Below are 17521 nucleotides of genomic sequence, written 5' to 3'. Positions count from 1 at the left end.
TTTCAACACGGGACTTTAAATTTTATATTTTAAATATTTTTATTTCTTCGTTTAATTTCATAGAAAGACCATTTAACTTATCTGCTGCCTTTGCTACTTCTTCAATAGCCATGGCCTGCTCCTGCATAGATGCACTAACTTCCTCTGATGAAGATGCACTTTCTTCAGATACTGCTGACATATTTTGTATAGACTCTACTATTAAATCCTTTTCTTCATTCATATTATTAACAAATTCTCTTATAGAGCTAATTTTATATGTTATATCACTAACAGATTTTGATATAGTATCAAATGAATTATTCACCTTCGAAACAGCACCTACTTGTTCATTAGATACATTTTTTACTTCATTCATTATTTTAACTGTATTTTCACTATTATTTTGTATATTTTCAACTATACCCTTTATTTCATCAGCTGCGTTTCTTGATCCTTCTGCAAGCTTCCTTATTTCATCTGCAACTACTGCAAACCCCTTTCCATGCTCTCCTGCTCTTGCAGCTTCTATAGATGCATTAAGTGCTAATAAATTTGTCTGATCTGCAATAGATGTAATTGTATTTAATATATCTTCTATATCCTTTGATTTGTTATTAAGTTCAAGTACAGCTTTTTCTATTCTCTTAATTTCATTAGTATTTTGATCAGTTTTTTCTTTTAAATCCTCAACTTCCTCAAAACCTTGTAAATTAGAATTAACTACATTTTCAGCAGATATAAACATATCATCTGTGTTATTTGCAAGTTCATTTAATTTATCAGATAAATTACTTATTAAAATAGCTCCTTTTTCAGCATCTTCCGCTTGCAATTGTGCCCCTTTTGCTATTTCTTCAACTGTTGTAGCTACTTGGTCTGATGTTGCACTAGTCTCCTGAGCTGTAGCTGCTAAATTCTCAGATGAATTTCTAACCTCAAAAGATACTTCTTGTATATTTTTTATTAAGGTTGAGAGCTTGTCTATTGTATCATTAAAATTACTTGCTAATTTTCCAAGTTCATCATTTGTTTTTATATTAGACCTTACAGTTAAATCTCCTTCTTTAATTTTTTCCATATCAAATGCTAAAGCTTCTATAAGTTTGGTTAGTCCTTTAGAGAAAATATAAGAAATCAATATAGCTCCTAATAAAGATAGTCCTCCAATTATTATAGTATTGTACATCATAGAATGTGCTCTATCAAATATCTCATCAACATATAATGTACCTACTATTTTCCAACCTGTTTTATCCATTGTTCTAAATGCTGCAAATTTTTCTCTTATTTTCCCATCTTCATTATATTTATATGATACATTCCCTTGTTTTTGCTTTTCTAGTGCTGTAATTATTTCTTTTGTTTCAAGCTTTTTTCCTATTTTACTTTTATTTTTATGAGTCATAAAAATTCCATTTGAATCAATAATAAATGGATATCCATTATTTCCTATTCTCATTTTACTTATACTATTAGATAATGTATCTAGTAATATGTCCATTCCAACTACTCCAACAAATTCATTGTTGTCATTATATACAGGAGATGATACAGTTACCACTAATTTATTTGTATGTACATCTATATATGGCTGAGTCCAAGAAACAGAATTTTTTTCATAAGCATTCTTATACCAAGATCTAGTACTTGGGTCAAATCCTTCTTCATATTCCTCATTGGGATATGTAAACATTGTTTTATCCTTTGTTCCCATATAAATAGATATTACATCTTCATGTGAATCTATAATCCCTTGAAAAAGCCCCATCATAAAAGGTTCATATTCAGGATGAATTAATATGTCTTTTAAATCTATATTATTCGAAAGCATATTTATGTTTTTCTCAAATCCACTTAAATAATTATTAATAGAAATTTCTATACCATCTAAGGTAGTAATTGAAAGTTCCTTTAAATCCCCTTCTATTATATCTAATGCCTTTTTATGGGAACCTATTCCCAAAAATATTAAAGGAATAGTTATTAATATAACAAACATAAATATTAATTTTCCTTTTATTCCCATTTTCATCATTTATCCCTCCTAAATTAGCAGTTTTGTTTTCTTTAATTTATACTATATTTTATCATAAATAGAAAAAAAATGTATATATTAAAAAGATGGCTTTAAGCCACCTTTTTAACCAAATAATTCACTTACAGATTCATTTGCAAATATTTTATTAATAGCATCTGCAAATATTGACGATACACTCTGTATTTTTATTTTATCTATTTTCTTTTCCTCTGGTAAAGCTATAGTGTCAAGTACTATAAGTTCTTTTATAACTGAATTTTCAATTCTCTCCATTGCAGGTCCAGATAATACTGGATGAGTACAACAAGCATACACTTCCTTTGCTCCAAATTCCTTTAGAGCATATGCTCCATTTGTTATAGTTCCTGCAGTGTCTATCATATCATCTACTAATATAACATTTTTATCCTTTATATCTCCAATTATATTCATAACTTCTGAAACATTGGCCTTTGGTCTTCTCTTATCTATTATTGCAATTGGTGCATCAAGTTGATTTGCAAAATTTCTAGCTCTTGTAACACTTCCAAGATCAGGTGAAACCACAACTAAATCCTCTATATCTTTCTTTTTAAAATAATCAGCAAGTATAGGAACTCCAAGCAAATGATCTACTGGTATATCAAAATACCCTTGAATTTGTGCAGCATGTAAATCCATAGTTAATACTCTATCTGCTCCTGCTGCAGTTATAAGATTAGCAACTAGTTTTGCTGTAATCGGATCTCTTGCTTTTGCTTTTCTATCTTGTCTTGCATATCCATAATAAGGTATAACTGCTGTTATTCTACCAGCTGATGCTCTTTTTAATGCATCAATCATTATTAATAGCTCCATTAAATTATTATTTACTGGACTATTAGTCGATTGAATTACAAATACATCTGTACCTCTTACTGTTTCTCCAATGTTTACGGAAATTTCTCCATCACTAAATGTTGATACTTGTGCTTTAGCTAAAGAAACTCCTAAATTTTTTGCAATTTTTTTAGCAAGTTCAGGATTAGAATTTCCTGTTAAAATTTTAATCTCACTACCACTAGTATTCATATGTGAAAACCTCCCAGAAGAATTTGATAAAATGAACAATATTTTAAGATTTACAAAAAATTTAACATGAACTATTTATCAAGTATGCCTTTCTTTTCAATCCATCCTTCTTTGTTTACTTGTCTTGCTCTTGCAATTGACAGTGAACCTTTTGGAACATTATCTGTTATAGTAGATCCTGTTGCTACATATCCTTTTTCCTCAACAACAACAGGTGCAACTAAGTTTGAATTAGATCCTACAAAAGCATTATCTTTTACTATAGTTTTGTTTTTGTTTTTTCCATCATAATTTACAAATACTACTCCACATCCTATATTTACATTTTTTCCAACATAAGCATCTCCTATATAAGCAAGATGAGAAGCTTTTGAATCATCTTCAATTGTAGAGTTTTTAACTTCAACAAAGTCTCCTATTTTAACATTACATCCAATATTACTGTTAGGTCTTAAATAAGCATACGGTCCAACGCTACTATTTTTTCCAACAGTGCTATTTATTATTGTAGATATTTGAACTTCTACATTATCTTCTATTTTGGAATTTTCAATTCTACAGTTTGCACCTATTATACAATTACTACCTATCGTTGTATTTCCTGATATAATACATCCTGGATATATTATTGTATCCATTCCTATTTTTACATCACAATATATATATGTATTTTGAGGATCTATTATAGTAACTCCATTTGTCATATGAATCTCATTAATTCTTTCTCTCATTATTCTCTCGGCATTTGAAAGATGAACCCTTGAATTCACTCCCATAAGCTCTTCAATAGTAGATCCTTTATATGCTCCAACCTTTAGTCCTTCATTTCTTAATATTTCTATAACGTCAGTAAGATAATATTCACCTTGTGCATTATCATTAGAAAGCTTTGAAAGACTATTTTTTAATCCTTTTCCATTAAAACAATATATCCCTGAATTTATCTCTTTTACTTTTCTTTCATCATCAGTTGCATCTTTTTCTTCTACTATTTTTAATAAATCCTTATTATCATCTCTTATTATTCTTCCATACCCCTTTGGATCTTCTATTTCTGTTGTAAGAACTGTTGCAGAGTAATTGTTATCTTCATGATACTTAAATAAATTTTTTAAAGTATCTTCCCTTATAAGTGGTGTATCTCCACAAAGTACTACTACAGTATCTTCGTCATTTATATGCTCCTTTGCCATCATAACAGCATGGCCAGTTCCTAACTGCTCTTCTTGAAGAGCTGTTTTTACACCTTCATTTAATTTTTTCTTTACCATATCTGCCTTATGCCCAAGTATTACTATGTTTTCTTTACATCCTGAATTTATAGCTACATCTATCACATGATTTACCATTTCTTTTCCACATACCTTATGCAGTACTTTAGGAAGGACAGATTTCATTCTTGTTCCTTTTCCTGCTGCAAGTATTATAGATTTTAAACTCATATTTTCACCTCTATAAAATTTAGTGTAACACTTTCCTTTAAATACTATAGCATTTTTTCACCAAAAAGTATACAAAAACACAAAACAAAGTGTTGATTATATCATATTTTGTTCGATATTTTGTTGTTTTCTTATTCAAAAAAAAATCCCGTATTAATTTTATTACAATTCTAAAATCACAAACTTATGATTTACATTAGCAATAAATTAATACGGGATTTAAAAATATAAACATTTTTTATTATTACTCCACTGCAACTTCCATTTGCATTAAAGCTTCTTCGTATGCACTTAATATTTGATCTTGAAGCGTTTGTCTCATTTGAGAGTTTATAGGATGAGCTATATCACGAAACTCTCCTTCTGATATTTTTCTACTTGGCATAGCTATAAAAAGTCCATTTTGACCTTCTATTATTTTTATATCATGGACTACAAATAAATTTTCAAAAGTTACAGATACAATCCCTTTCATTTTTCCATCTTCTGTAATTTTTCTAACTCTAACATCTGTTATTTCCAAATTATTCACACTCCTTTTGTTGATTGGTAATTGTGGTAATATATTCTATGGTAATATATTCTACGGAAAATTTCAAATTCCTTCTAGTTAATATGTTTATTTTTCAAAAAATTGCCATAAAGTCTAATTATACAATAAAAAAACACGATTTTTTAATCGTGTTTTTTCTAGTTTATAATAAAGTCTTTATTTGGCTCAACTTTAATTATTCCTTTTTTTTCATCTACTTCTTTTAACTCTAAAAGTGATATATAGTCTTTAACAAGCTTTTCTTTAGGACTTGAGGTTGAAATTAAAACTCCTTTTCCTATAACCTGTGCATTAAATTCCGCCATTAAATCCTCCATCCCTCTTAGAGTTCCTCCACCTCTCATAAAGTCATCTATTAATATAACTTTAGATCCTTCTTTTAATGCTTTTCTAGGTAGAGTCATAGTCTGAACTATTTTATTACTTCCAGACATATAAGTTATATTAAGGGATGAACCCTCAGATACCTTAGTATCTTTTCTTATTATAACCAAAGGAAGATTCATTGCCTTTGCCGTCATTAAAGCCATAGGGATTCCTTTAGTCTCAATTGTAACTATATAATCAGCTTCACTGTAATCTATATATGAAGCAAATATTTTCCCTATTTTTGAAGAAATTTCCGGATTATATATTAAATCTATTAAGTATAAAAATCCTCCTGCAAGTATTCTTGATGGTTCATTTATTTTCTCACAAAGTTCTTTTAGGAAAATTTCATTATCTTCATCAGATATTTTAGGAATATATTTAACTCCTCCAGCAGCTCCTGCTATTGTAACTACTTTTCCTAAATTTAACTTTTCAAATACATTTTTTACTACTAATATATCTTCACTTATAGTCGATTTTGCAGCATTAAATTTTTCTGTAAAGAAGCTTAGAGTAAAAACTTTATTAGGATTATCTGAAAGTATTTTTACTATCGCGCCCATCCTTTCAGTTCTTTTAAATTTCATATAAAACCTCCTGTTAAGTATATTTTAAAAATTATATACTATGTAATTATTTAATTGAACTTATAAACCTTTATACTTTATAGAATTCTTTTAAATGAAAGACTTTTTTATAATTATTCATGATAATATATTATTATGGTATAATAAAATCTACGTTTTATTCATATTAATTATAATAAGCATTATTTAATTATATCATAATATTAGGTAATAAGGAGAGATTTTTAATATGCATATACACTTTATAGGAATCGGTGGAATAAGCATGAGTGCCCTTGCTAAAATATGTTTAAGTAAAGGATATATTGTTTCAGGCTCAGATGCACAAGAATCTAAAATTGTAAAAGATCTAAAAAAGCAAGGAGCTAACATTAGTATCGGTCACAAAAAAGAAAATATAACAAATGATATAAATTTATTAGTATATACAGCTGCTATTAAAGAAGATAATGAAGAACTTAAAGAAGCCCAATTGAGAAATATAAAAACAATGTCTAGAGCAAAATTTTTAGGAGAACTTATGAAGGACTATAAAAATTCTATAGCAGTTTCAGGGACTCATGGAAAAACAAGTACAACTTCTATGATTTCTTTGATATTTGAACACTCTGGTCTTGATCCTACTATATTAGTAGGAGGAAACTTAAAAGATATAGGGGGCAACACAAAAATAGGAAATTCTGAAAACTTTATTACAGAAGCTTGTGAATATGTAGACAGTTTTTTAGAGTTTAATCCTAAAATTTCAGTTGTATTAAATATAGAAGCAGATCATTTAGATTATTTTTCATGTCTTGATGATATTAAAGATTCTTTTAATAGATTCGGAAGACTTCTTCCTAAAAATGGATACTTGATTGTAAATGGTGATGATAAAAACTGCATTGATATTCTTCATAATATTGATGCAAATATTATTAAATACGGTCAAGGTAAAGATAACGACCTTATAATTAAGGGTATTAAATTTAATGAATTAGGCCATGGCATTTTTTCTATTGAATTTAAAGGTAAAGATTTAGGTGAGTTTAATCTTTCAATTCCTGGTATTCATAATATATATAATGCAGCTTCTGCTATAGCTGTAGGTATAGTTTCTAATATACCTATTGATAAAATCAAATCTAATATATATAAGTATACTGGTGTTGGAAGAAGGTTTGAATATAAAGGAAAATATAAAGATGCAATTATAATAGATGATTATGCTCACCATCCAACAGAGATAAAAGCAACATTATCTGCTGCTAAAAATATGTGCAAGGGTAAACTTTGGTGTATTTTTCAACCCCATACTTATACAAGAACATACTCTCTTTTAGATGAGTTTTCTAATTCTTTTTTTGATGCAGATAAAGTTATAATTACAGATATTTATGCTGCTAGAGAAAAGGATACTGGACTTGTTCACTCATCAGATCTTGCTAATAGATTAAAGGAACATAATATCGATGCTTTATATATTAAATCATTTGATGATATAGCAAAATACATATGTGAAAACGTAAATAAAAATGATGTTGTTATAACTACTGGCGCTGGAAATATTTATCAAGTTGCAGATATAATACTAAAAAATGAGGCATAGCTTATGCCTCATTTTTAAGCAACGGAAGTGATAGATTCGTTGGCGCTATGAAATTTTAGTTATGGTGCATTTAAAAATGAATCTATTATTAAATCTGCATTTTTAATTTCATAATATTTATCATTTTTATATACATAACTTTCATAAATTGTAATATCTTCACTCTTACCATTACCTTTTAATTTTAATATGTACCTTTTTACTTCGTATTTATCAAAATTAACTTCTTTTATCTCTTTGTTAAATAAAGAATCTAAAATATTATCCTTTTGTTCACCATCAAATGTTTCATCTATATTATTTACAATATCTTTTATTTCTATGCTTTGGACCCAATCATATTCTGATTTTTCTTGTTCAATTTCATTATCTTTTTTTGCTACAAAACTTATATCACATAAATAATTATAAAAATCATTATCTATTTCATAGTATGATTTATAGTTTTTATAATATACTCCAATTGCATTTTTCCCTATTGTTTGAATATAAAATTCATATTCTTTAGCATTAATTGTAATATAGAAATTATCCTTGACTTGTTCTTCCATCTTAGATGCTTGATACTGACTAATTTTTCTTTTTTTGATTATTTTTTCATCAAACTCTTTTAAATTGCTTATTTCTTTTTTCTTGTCCTTATATTCTGCAATTACATTATCCCAATTCTTATAATTTTTAATAGAGTCAAACGAAGTATAAATTTCTTTGTTAAACAAATTCCTTATTCCTTCCTTTTCATTAGAAGGTATTTCAAAATAATCTATTTTGTTATATCCAGTTACTTTTATATAATTAAAATCTGTAGAAAATTCTATATTGTCTCCTTTTCCTGTAAATACTTCATTAAATTCTACACTATTATCTAGTTTATTTAATTTTCCTAAGTAATACTTAAAGTCAGTATAAAACTCCTCTTCAACATCTATATCTTCTAGATTCTTATTTGAAATTTGAATGCTCTTTTGTTTTTTAAGTTCATTAATTAGTGAAACTTCTTTTGTATTTATAGCTTCCTTACTTTCATCACTAGAATCTTTAGTTTTAAAGCTAGTTATAAAAAAGCTAATTATAAATATTAATGCTCCTATTAATAGAATTGACTTTATAACTCTTTTATCCACAAAAATCACCTCTTTAAGTTAAATTATACCATAATAAAGCTCAAATTTTATTTTAAAATGCCATATGTTTTAATATTATCCTAAACCAATTTTAATCAAATGTTACATTTTTGTAATGTTTAATTAGAATTTTAACATTTTATTTTTGTATACTTCATTTCTTTATGTTTTTATATATTTTTTACCCATTTTTTGGTGCATATAGAAATATATATGATATAAATCCTATATAAAAATTCTTTTTTATGTTAAATAATTTTATTATTAATTTTCAAAATATTACGAATATACAATATTGTATGGATATAAAAAAAATTTTTATGTATAATAAACTTACTTTATAATAATAAACTTATTTACTATTTTGAAAGGGGGATTTTTATGGCTCAAGTAGTTAATAAAAACTTAGCTGAGTCTAAGTCAAACAAGAGGAAAGGGCTTGATCCAGGAGCCTATCAAAAAATACCTGGAACAGATTATAAACCTTATATAAGTGCATCCACTGTGCTACCAGAACTTACTTTAACTTCAATTATTATAGGTATTATCTTATCTATTGTCTTTGGTGCAGCAAATGCCTATTTAGGTTTAAGACTTGGTCAAACTGTAGGTGCTTCTGTTCCTGCAGCGGTTGCTTCTATGGCAATACTTAGAGGTGTTTTAAAAAGGGGTAATGTTCTTGAGAATAATATGTGTCAAACTATAGGTTCTGCTGGAGAATCTCTTGCAGCAGGTGTTATATTTACAGTTCCAGCTTTAATTGTTTGGGGTATGGAGGTAAGTTTAATACAAGTCTCTGCCATGGCTTTATGTGGAGGACTTTTAGGTATTTGTTTCTTGCTTCCACTTAGAAGATATTTAACTGTTGAAGAGCATGGTAATTTACCTTTCCCTGATGGTACAGCTTGTGCTGAGGTTATAGTTGCTGGTGAATCTGGTGGGGAAAACGCTAAACTTTTATTTATAGGTGGAGGACTTTCAGCTCTTTATGCATTTATGATGAAAGGTCTTAAACTTTGGCATGAAGAACCAGAATGGGCAATCCCTGGATTTGATGGTGCTGTTGTTGGTATTGATGCTTACCCTTCACTTTTAGGTCTTGGATTTATAATGGGTCCAAAAATTTCAGCTATAATGCTTGCTGGTGCAGCTCTTGGATGGCTTGGTCTTATTCCTTTAATTAAGTTAATAGGAGCAAATGCTTCTGCTCCATTATATCCAGCAACTGCTTTAATTTCTGAAATGAATCATTGGCAAATTTGGACTTCATATATTAGATACATAGGTGCTGGTGCTGTTGTATTCGGAGGTGTCTGGGGCTTTATAAAAATACTTCCTGTTATGATTAAATCTTTCTCATTAGGATTTGCTAACTTAACTAAAGGATCAAAAAATAGTTCATCACTTAGAACAGATTCTGATATGAATATGGGTATAATATTCATTATCCTTGCAGTTTTATTTATATTTATAGCTTTTGTTCCACCACTTAAGTTTGGTATACTTAGAGCTTCACTTGCAATACTATTCTCATTCTTCTTTGTACCTGTTGCTGCTAGAATGACAGGTATGACTTCAAATAACCCTGTATCTGGTATGACAATTGCAACACTTCTTGCTACTTGTTTAATATTAAAAAGTGTTGGATATTCTGGAGAAACAGGTATGGTTGCAGCTTTATCTGTTGGTGTTATAGTATGTATTGCTGCAGCAGTTACTGGAGATATGGCTCAAGACTTAAAAACTGGTCATTTACTTGGTGCTACTCCTAAGAAACAACAAATAGGTGAAATAATAGGTACTGTAGCTGCTGCTATTGCTATAGGATTTGTTATTAAACTTTTAACTTCTGCTTATCAAATAGGTTCAGCAGAACTTCCAGCACCTCAAGCTAACCTTATGTCTATGGTTGTTAAAGGTGTTATGACTGGAAGTCTTCCTTGGAATTTAATATTTATCGGTATGGGTATTGGTGCTATGGCTGAAATGATAGGACTTCCTGTTCTTCCATTTGCAGTAGGTCTATATCTTCCAATTCACTTATCTACACCAGCTATATTTGGTGGATTTATAAGAGGTATTGTAGATAAGAAGTTCAGCGGACACGAAGGTGATGCTAGAAGAGAATCTGGAGTATTACTAGCATCTGGTATGGTTGCAGGAGATGCTTTAATGGGTGTTCTTCTTGCAATACTAGCAGTAATACCTAACAGCGAAGGTTCTATAGCAAAAACTTTAGGTAGTATAGGAGATAATCTTGGCATAGCTAACGCAGGAGGAAACACTTTATCTCTTATAATGTTCCTTCTTATGGGAGCATATCTATATTATGTTTCTGTTATACGAAAAATTGATTTAGAATAAAAATAAAAAAATAAGCCTCTAGCCTTTATGTCTAGAGGCTTTAATAAATTAAGGAGGAATTATATTGAAAAAAAAAGATTCTAATCTACTAGACTATATACCTATTAAAAATGAAAAATATACATGGAAAGAAAGAGAAAATGGACTTATTAGTATAATAGTTAAAAGAGAGGGAAAAATAGACAAACTAATGCAAAAAATATTTAATACTCCTAAAAGAACTATTATTGATTTAGATGAAACAGGATCTCTAGTTTGGAAAAATATAGACGGCAAAAAGTCAGTTGAAGAAATAGGAAGTATATTAAAAAAATATTCAAATTCTAATGACTCTGTCTATGAAAGGCTTGCACAATATATACAAATATTAAGTAATAATAATTTTATAATATTTAAAAAGTAGGTGAATTTAATGAAATTTATTATAGGAACTATATTATTTGGAGCTTCTTTTACATTTATATTTTTATGGGGATATAAAAGATCTCAATATTTGCCTCATGATTGGCAAACAAAGCTTCTAAAAAAATCTAAAAATAGAATACTTAAAGCCTTTGAAAAAAACAAAAGGCTATCTCACAATGAAATAAACAATATATGCAAATCTATAAAAATTAAAACTATAAAAGGTTTTTTAAATATAAAAAACATAGAAAAATTTACATCTACATTAATGAAAAATATGGTTGACGAAAAATTGGTAATTACCAAAATAGAAAAAGGAGAAAGAGTATATTATAAGATATAACTCTTCTCCTTTTTTAAGTATATATATCAGAAAATTCAATATTTATTCTTTCCACATTTCCTTCTTGCACAGTACTATAATTTTCTTTTATATTTTCTTCTTCTAATAATATAACAGGTATATTTATTATGAATTCACTTCCTTTTCCATATTCACTTTCCACATAAATTTCTCCATTATGAAGCTCTACCAGATATTTAACAAGAGATAGTCCTATTCCACTTCCTTCTTTATTCCTCGATAACGTTTTCTCAACTTGTTTAAATCTTTCAAAAATAGTTCTTAACTTATCCTTTGGTATTCCAGTTCCTGTATCCTTTACTGATATAGTAACTTTATCTTTATTATCATATATACTTACACTTATCTTTCCTTTAAAATCCGTAAATTTAATTGAATTAGAAAGAAGGTTTAGCATAATACGTTCTATTTTATAAGGATCAATAGCCATTACCTTTTCTTCTATATTTGTATCAAATTCAAGATATATTCCTTTATTTTTTATATACTCAGCAACAGATAAGGTTATATCTTCTACTACTTTTACAATATCATAATTTTGAAGTTGTATTTTATAAAATCCAGCATCCATTCTGTTTATATCTATAATGTTATTAACAAGTCTTAAAAGCCTATAACTATTTTGCTTTGCTATATTTATATATTTATTAATATTCTTACCACCATTATTAATCATTCCTTTATCACTGTAAATCTGTAAAAGCTGTATAGTTCCTAAAATTACATTTAAAGGAGTTTTAAGTTCATGAGATACACTTGAAAAAAATTCCATTTTCAATTTCTCACATTCAATAGTTTTTTGTAATAAGTGTCTACTTTTCTCTTCTTTTTTTCTTTCTGTTATATCTCTAGCAATAACTAACACAGATTCCTTTCCTTTATATTCTACTATAGTTGCAGATAAGTCTACATATACAATATTTCCATTGTATGATACTAATATTTGACCCATATAAGAATATACATCTTTATTTACTAAAGATTTCATTCTTTCCTTAACAATATCTTTATAATCCTCATGAACAACATTAAGTACATCTTTGTTAATTAATTCTTTTTTATCCTTTATTCCTAATAGTTTTTCAGCAGCTTCATTTATATATTTAATTTTTTTATCATTATATATTAATACACTATCTGGTAAAAACTCAAATATTTTTTTATAAATTTCTTCTTTCCCTTCTTGAACATAATTCATTGTTACATCCCCCATAGCATAATTTTTTCATAGCAATAAAGCCCCTTTTGGGATTACCAAAAAGGGCTTGTAACCAATTATAAGAGAAGTTCAAAACATCTTCGGTAACCCGGCTACCATAGTCTATTACCTTAGGCCCGTGGCTTTGCGCCTTCACCTTTCGACGAATTTGCCATTATCTATATATTACATATACATTATATTCCATATATAGTTTAATTACAAATTTCACATATGTTTAATATAATTTTAACATAATAGTTTAAAATATCCAAAACTTTTTTTAAAATAAATTTTTAAATGTTTTATTTATTCTCTTCCCAATACATTTATATAATCTACATAAGGATCTTGAGTTCCTTGAAGCTGACATTCTTCTTCTTTTAAAACCTTAATATAATCTATCATGTCTTTTGTTATTCTCTCACCAGGAACTACTAGGGGTATTCCTGGCGGATACACCATTACAGATTCTCCACTTATTTCTCCATTAGCTTCATCTAAAGGAACAGAATGCTTACTTGAATAATATGCATCTCTTGGAGTCACTATAAGATCAGGATTTTGAAGAATACTCTTTTTAAGCTTTATTTCTTCATCTTTTTTATATTTTTTAGCTATGTCGTCTAATGCATAAACAAGTGCATCTAAACTTTCTTTTGTATCTCCAAGACTTACTATTGCAAGTATATTATACATATCAGCAAGCTCTACCTGTATATTATATTCATCTCTTAATATATCATATACTTCATATCCAGTAAGCCCAAGTCTTCTTACATTTACACCAAGCTTTGTCTCATCAAAATCATATACTCCCGGTGTATCTATAAGTTCTTTGGAAAAAGCGTATAATCCTTCAATTTTATTTATATTTTCTCTAGCTTCTCTTGTTAATTTTAATATATTATCAAGCATCTCTTCACCTTTTGTAGCTAACTGCTTTCTAGCTACATCAAGAGAGCTCATTAATAAATAAGATGCTGAAGTTGATTGAGTTAAATTTATAGTTGTTTTAACATGATTATAATCTATTATTCCATCTCTTAGAAGAAGTATTGAACTTTGCGTTAATGATCCTCCCGTTTTATGCATACTTACAGCTGCCATATCAGCGCCTACCTTCATCGCACTTTCTGGAAGTTCCTCGTGAAAATTCATATGTGCTCCATGTGCTTCATCTACTAAAACAGCTATTCCATTTCTATGAGCTATTTTAACTATAGACGCAAGATCTGAAACTGCTCCATAATAAGTTGGATTTATTAGAAATATAGCCTTAGTATCAGGATGTTTTCCTATTGCTCTTTCTATTTCTTCTACTGAAACTCCCATCGCAATTCCCAATTCTTCATTTATTTCAGGCTGAATATAAACTGGTACTGCACCACTTAATATTATCGCAGAAGTAGCTGATTTATGAGCATTTCTAGGTATTATTATTTTGTCTCCAGGCTCACACGCACTCATAATCATAGCTTGAACAGCAGCAGTTGTTCCATTTACTATAAAATATGCATGATCTGCCCAATAAGCATCAGCTGTAAGCTCTTGAGCATCTTTTATTACTCCTATTGGATTACAAAGATTGTCTAAACACTTCATTGAATTTACATCTATTTCTAATACTCTTTCTCCAATAAAATCTCTAAATTCTGAGAGTCCAACTCCATGCTTATGTCCAGGAACATCAAAAGGCACTACATTCTTACTATGATACTCTTTTAAAGCAGTAAATAACGGAGTCATATTTTGATTTAATCTTTTCAATTTATACTTTCATCTCCTCTTGTTTCATATTAATAAACTTTCAAATTACTTTTAAGAAACTTTTCTATTTAAAGATATACTATTTTATCCTAAAAATCAATATTTTTTTTATTATATTTACACATTTCACATGAATTTGTATTGTTAGGCTCTACATGCACAATTACACCCTTTATATTTTCTATTTCTTTAATTATTCTCTCTTCTACATTATGCGCTATTTCATGTCCTTCATATACTGTAATTTTACGATTTACACATATAGTTAAATCAACATATGCTCTTGCGCCATGGCGTCTGCTTTTTAATCCTTTTATGTTATATACTCCTTTTGTATTAAGAACTAATTTAATTAATTTTTCTTCTTCTTCTTTATCTATAGAATAATCCATAAGTTCATTTGAAGATGTTCTTAAAATATCTATACCTACCTTTATTATAAATAAAGAAACTATTACTCCTGCTATTGGATCTAATATTTTAAATCCAAGCATAGCACCACCAATACCAATTAAAGCTCCTACAGTAGATAGTGAATCTGATCTATGATGCCAAGCATCAGCTTTTAACGAGGGAGAGTTTATCTTGTTTGCAACTTTAATAGTTATATGATACTGATATTCTTTAAATATTATAGATATAAAACCTACAACCAAAGGAAGAAGTGTTGGAGTTTTTACTTCATTTAAATTAAACAGAAGCTTTAAAGAATCAAAACCTATTTCAGCTCCAACAACAAGAAGAACTAATGATAGAATAAAAGCAACTAATGTTTCTGCCTTCTCATGTCCATAATTATGTTCCTTATCATGAGGCTTTTTAGCTATAATATTTCCAATTAATACTCCTAAAGATGTTACAATATCAGAAGCCGAGTGAATTCCATCAGCAATCATAGCACTAGAATTACCTATAATACCTGCTATTACTTTTATAACTGATAAAATAACGTTTATAATTATAGATTTTATAGTAACATTTCTAGACTCATCATATCTTTGCATATTTTTACCTCCATCTTTCAATTGATAATACTTTGTTCATTATACTATTGTTCACATTTCTTGTAAATTTTTATCTATCTATACCCCAATAATTATTATATTATTCTTTTTTAAATAAAAATATAAAAGCCTCATACTATTATAAATATTATAATAATATGAGACTTTACAATTATTCTTCAGCCATGGCTATTAATCTACTTTTGCAATCTATAAAACAAACCCAATATCCATAAGTCTTGTATTTATTGTCACAAGGAATAAAGTGGCAAAATCCTGTATTTCCTTCATCTGGCTGTTCATTTTTTCTTCCTGGTATTCCATATATATAATACTTTCTTTTCCCCTCTTCACTATACTTAATTCCAAATATATAATGTCTATACTTATAAGATAAAGATGTAATATCTGAATATAAAGTGCAATTTATATAGTTTATATATCCTAAATAAGGCATGATATATGCACATATACTCATAGGACTTATATCTATTTTCCACCATCTAGTATCTTCTATATCCTCCATAAACGGCTTTATTTCTTTATATTTATTTAAAATCTTTTTAAGCTTTCTTGGAACAAAATATATCTTTTCTTCCGTATACTTTCTTAGTATATCTTCCTCTTCTAATTTTTCTTTATTTATCTCTTCTCTTTTTTCTTCTCTTGAACAATCCTCTTCTTTTTTTTCTTTCTTTTTTTTTTCTTTTTTTTCATCTATATCAAGTATAATTACTTCTTCATTTTCTTCTCTTGATAATTCTTGTTTTATATCTTCGTCCTTTATTTCAACATCTTCCTCATCTATTTCTAAATTAGGATTACTTAGATTATCTTTAATATTGTTTTCTTTAGATAAATCATTATCTATTTCTAATTTATGAATATTATCCTCTATTTTTTCCTCTTTCATTTGAAACTTTACTTTATTTTCTATTGTGTCATCTTTTATATTATTTTCCTTTGCAAATATTATATCTTCATAATCCTGAAGTTTTCTTCCTCTAAACCCAATTAAAGGTATTTTTTTGTCATGAGTTAATGCTATAGCCTTAATATCCAAATTTTCTTCATTAAAGCTAATTTTAAATTCACCTTTTCCATTTTCATTTACTAAAACTCTTCCTATATCTTTAACATTTAAATCATCTTCTATTATCACTACTCTATACCCTTGTTTGATATATTTCACATTCTCAACATAAAGCATAAGATTTGCTTTATCTTCTTTCATTTCTATTTTTGCAAATGCTTTAGGCGAAGTTTTTTCTTTTAATCTAAATGACGAATCTTTTGATTCTAATATAACATAATCTCTTTTATATCTTCTTTTCACTATTATCCCCCCATTTAAAATAAATCTATATTAGCTCGTTGCAGAACTCTACAACTCGCATAAATACTACATTTAAATTTATAGAAATGGCTAAGTTTCCCCCATTTTGGGTATATATACATTAACTAGATGTGTATAACTCAAAATGAAAAAAGGAGGAAAAACTTATGCCAGTTCAAGCTAAACAATTAAACTTTTCTAATATTTCTTCTGATTTTGAAAAGTTTTTTAATCAAAATCAATACAATTTACTTTCTATGTTAAATCATTTTTTTGATATTAGTGATTTCATCCCACTTTCTTTTTATCAAAAATATTATTCTAATTTTGGACGTAAAAGAAAT

General features: G+C 28.0%; 14 protein-coding genes and 1 riboswitch. Of the genes, 4 read left to right on the top strand and 10 right to left on the bottom strand.

Annotated elements, in window-relative coordinates:
- Positions 1-22 precede the first annotated feature (22 nt).
- The 5 genes from BUA77_RS06500 to purR form a co-directional block, all read right to left on the bottom strand.
- The gene (locus BUA77_RS06500; RefSeq protein WP_084605577.1) at positions 23-2017 is read right to left on the bottom strand and encodes a methyl-accepting chemotaxis protein; all 1995 of its coding nucleotides are present in this window, start codon (positions 2015-2017) and stop codon (positions 23-25) included.
- Between the two features lie 105 nt (positions 2018-2122).
- Positions 2123-3070 carry a ribose-phosphate diphosphokinase gene (locus tag BUA77_RS06495; protein ID WP_072888465.1) on the bottom strand — a complete coding sequence of 316 codons (948 nt, stop codon included), beginning with the start codon at positions 3068-3070 and terminating at the stop codon, positions 2123-2125.
- Between the two features lie 71 nt (positions 3071-3141).
- The gene (gene glmU, locus BUA77_RS06490) at positions 3142-4512 is read right to left on the bottom strand and encodes a bifunctional UDP-N-acetylglucosamine diphosphorylase/glucosamine-1-phosphate N-acetyltransferase GlmU (protein WP_072888463.1); all 1371 of its coding nucleotides are present in this window, start codon (positions 4510-4512) and stop codon (positions 3142-3144) included.
- Positions 4513-4756: 244 nt separating this feature from the next.
- Entirely contained in the window at positions 4757-5035 is a 279-nt protein-coding gene (gene spoVG / locus BUA77_RS06485) for a septation regulator SpoVG (protein WP_072888461.1), read from the bottom strand.
- A gap of 167 nt (positions 5036-5202) precedes the next feature.
- On the bottom strand, positions 5203-6024 hold the full coding sequence (purR, locus tag BUA77_RS06480; protein ID WP_072888459.1) for a pur operon repressor: 822 nt from the start codon (positions 6022-6024) through the stop codon (positions 5203-5205).
- A 229-nt stretch (positions 6025-6253) separates the two neighbouring features.
- Between purR and murC the strand changes: the two genes are divergently transcribed.
- The gene (murC, locus tag BUA77_RS06475; protein WP_072888458.1) at positions 6254-7612 is read left to right on the top strand and encodes a UDP-N-acetylmuramate--L-alanine ligase; all 1359 of its coding nucleotides are present in this window, start codon (positions 6254-6256) and stop codon (positions 7610-7612) included.
- Between the two features lie 59 nt (positions 7613-7671).
- Here the strand turns inward: murC and BUA77_RS06470 are convergent, their stop codons facing one another.
- Positions 7672-8736, bottom strand: a complete 1065-nt coding sequence (locus BUA77_RS06470) for a hypothetical protein (protein WP_072888456.1) — start codon at positions 8734-8736, stop codon at positions 7672-7674.
- A 381-nt stretch (positions 8737-9117) separates the two neighbouring features.
- Here BUA77_RS06470 and BUA77_RS06465 point away from each other — a divergent pair, with 381 nt between their 5' ends.
- From BUA77_RS06465 to BUA77_RS06455, 3 genes are all read left to right on the top strand, one after another.
- Positions 9118-11100, top strand: a complete 1983-nt coding sequence (locus tag BUA77_RS06465) for an OPT family oligopeptide transporter (protein WP_072888454.1) — start codon at positions 9118-9120, stop codon at positions 11098-11100.
- A 64-nt stretch (positions 11101-11164) separates the two neighbouring features.
- Complete coding sequence (locus tag BUA77_RS06460) at positions 11165-11503, top strand: PqqD family protein (RefSeq protein ID WP_084605575.1); 339 nt, start codon at positions 11165-11167, stop codon at positions 11501-11503.
- A gap of 9 nt (positions 11504-11512) precedes the next feature.
- Entirely contained in the window at positions 11513-11848 is a 336-nt protein-coding gene (locus tag BUA77_RS06455; protein WP_072888450.1) for a hypothetical protein, read from the top strand.
- A gap of 13 nt (positions 11849-11861) precedes the next feature.
- Here BUA77_RS06455 and BUA77_RS06450 read toward each other — a convergent pair whose 3' ends face one another.
- The 4 genes from BUA77_RS06450 to BUA77_RS13800 all read right to left on the bottom strand — a co-directional run bounded on the left by BUA77_RS06450 (position 11862) and on the right by BUA77_RS13800 (position 17177).
- Positions 11862-13067 carry a PAS domain-containing sensor histidine kinase gene (locus tag BUA77_RS06450; protein ID WP_072888448.1) on the bottom strand — a complete coding sequence of 402 codons (1206 nt, stop codon included), beginning with the start codon at positions 13065-13067 and terminating at the stop codon, positions 11862-11864.
- A 100-nt stretch (positions 13068-13167) separates the two neighbouring features.
- Positions 13168-13251: riboswitch (cyclic di-GMP riboswitch) on the bottom strand.
- Positions 13252-13376: 125 nt separating this feature from the next.
- Positions 13377-14837, bottom strand: a complete 1461-nt coding sequence (locus BUA77_RS06445) for an aminotransferase class I/II-fold pyridoxal phosphate-dependent enzyme (protein WP_330390032.1) — start codon at positions 14835-14837, stop codon at positions 13377-13379.
- 89 nt (positions 14838-14926) lie between these two features.
- Positions 14927-15841: a cation diffusion facilitator family transporter gene (locus BUA77_RS06440; RefSeq protein WP_072888446.1), complete on the bottom strand. Its 915-nt coding sequence runs from the start codon at positions 15839-15841 to the stop codon at positions 14927-14929.
- 172 nt (positions 15842-16013) lie between these two features.
- On the bottom strand, positions 16014-17177 hold the full coding sequence (locus tag BUA77_RS13800; RefSeq protein ID WP_084605571.1) for a hypothetical protein: 1164 nt from the start codon (positions 17175-17177) through the stop codon (positions 16014-16016).
- Between the last annotated feature and the right edge of the window lie 344 nt (positions 17178-17521).

The sequence above is a fragment of the Tepidibacter formicigenes DSM 15518 genome (assembly GCF_900142235.1).
GTDB classification, from domain to species: Bacteria; Bacillota; Clostridia; order Peptostreptococcales; family Peptostreptococcaceae; genus Tepidibacter; species Tepidibacter formicigenes.
The sequence above is the reverse complement of the archived record's forward strand: the minus strand, read 5'-3'. Positions and strand labels throughout refer to the sequence as shown.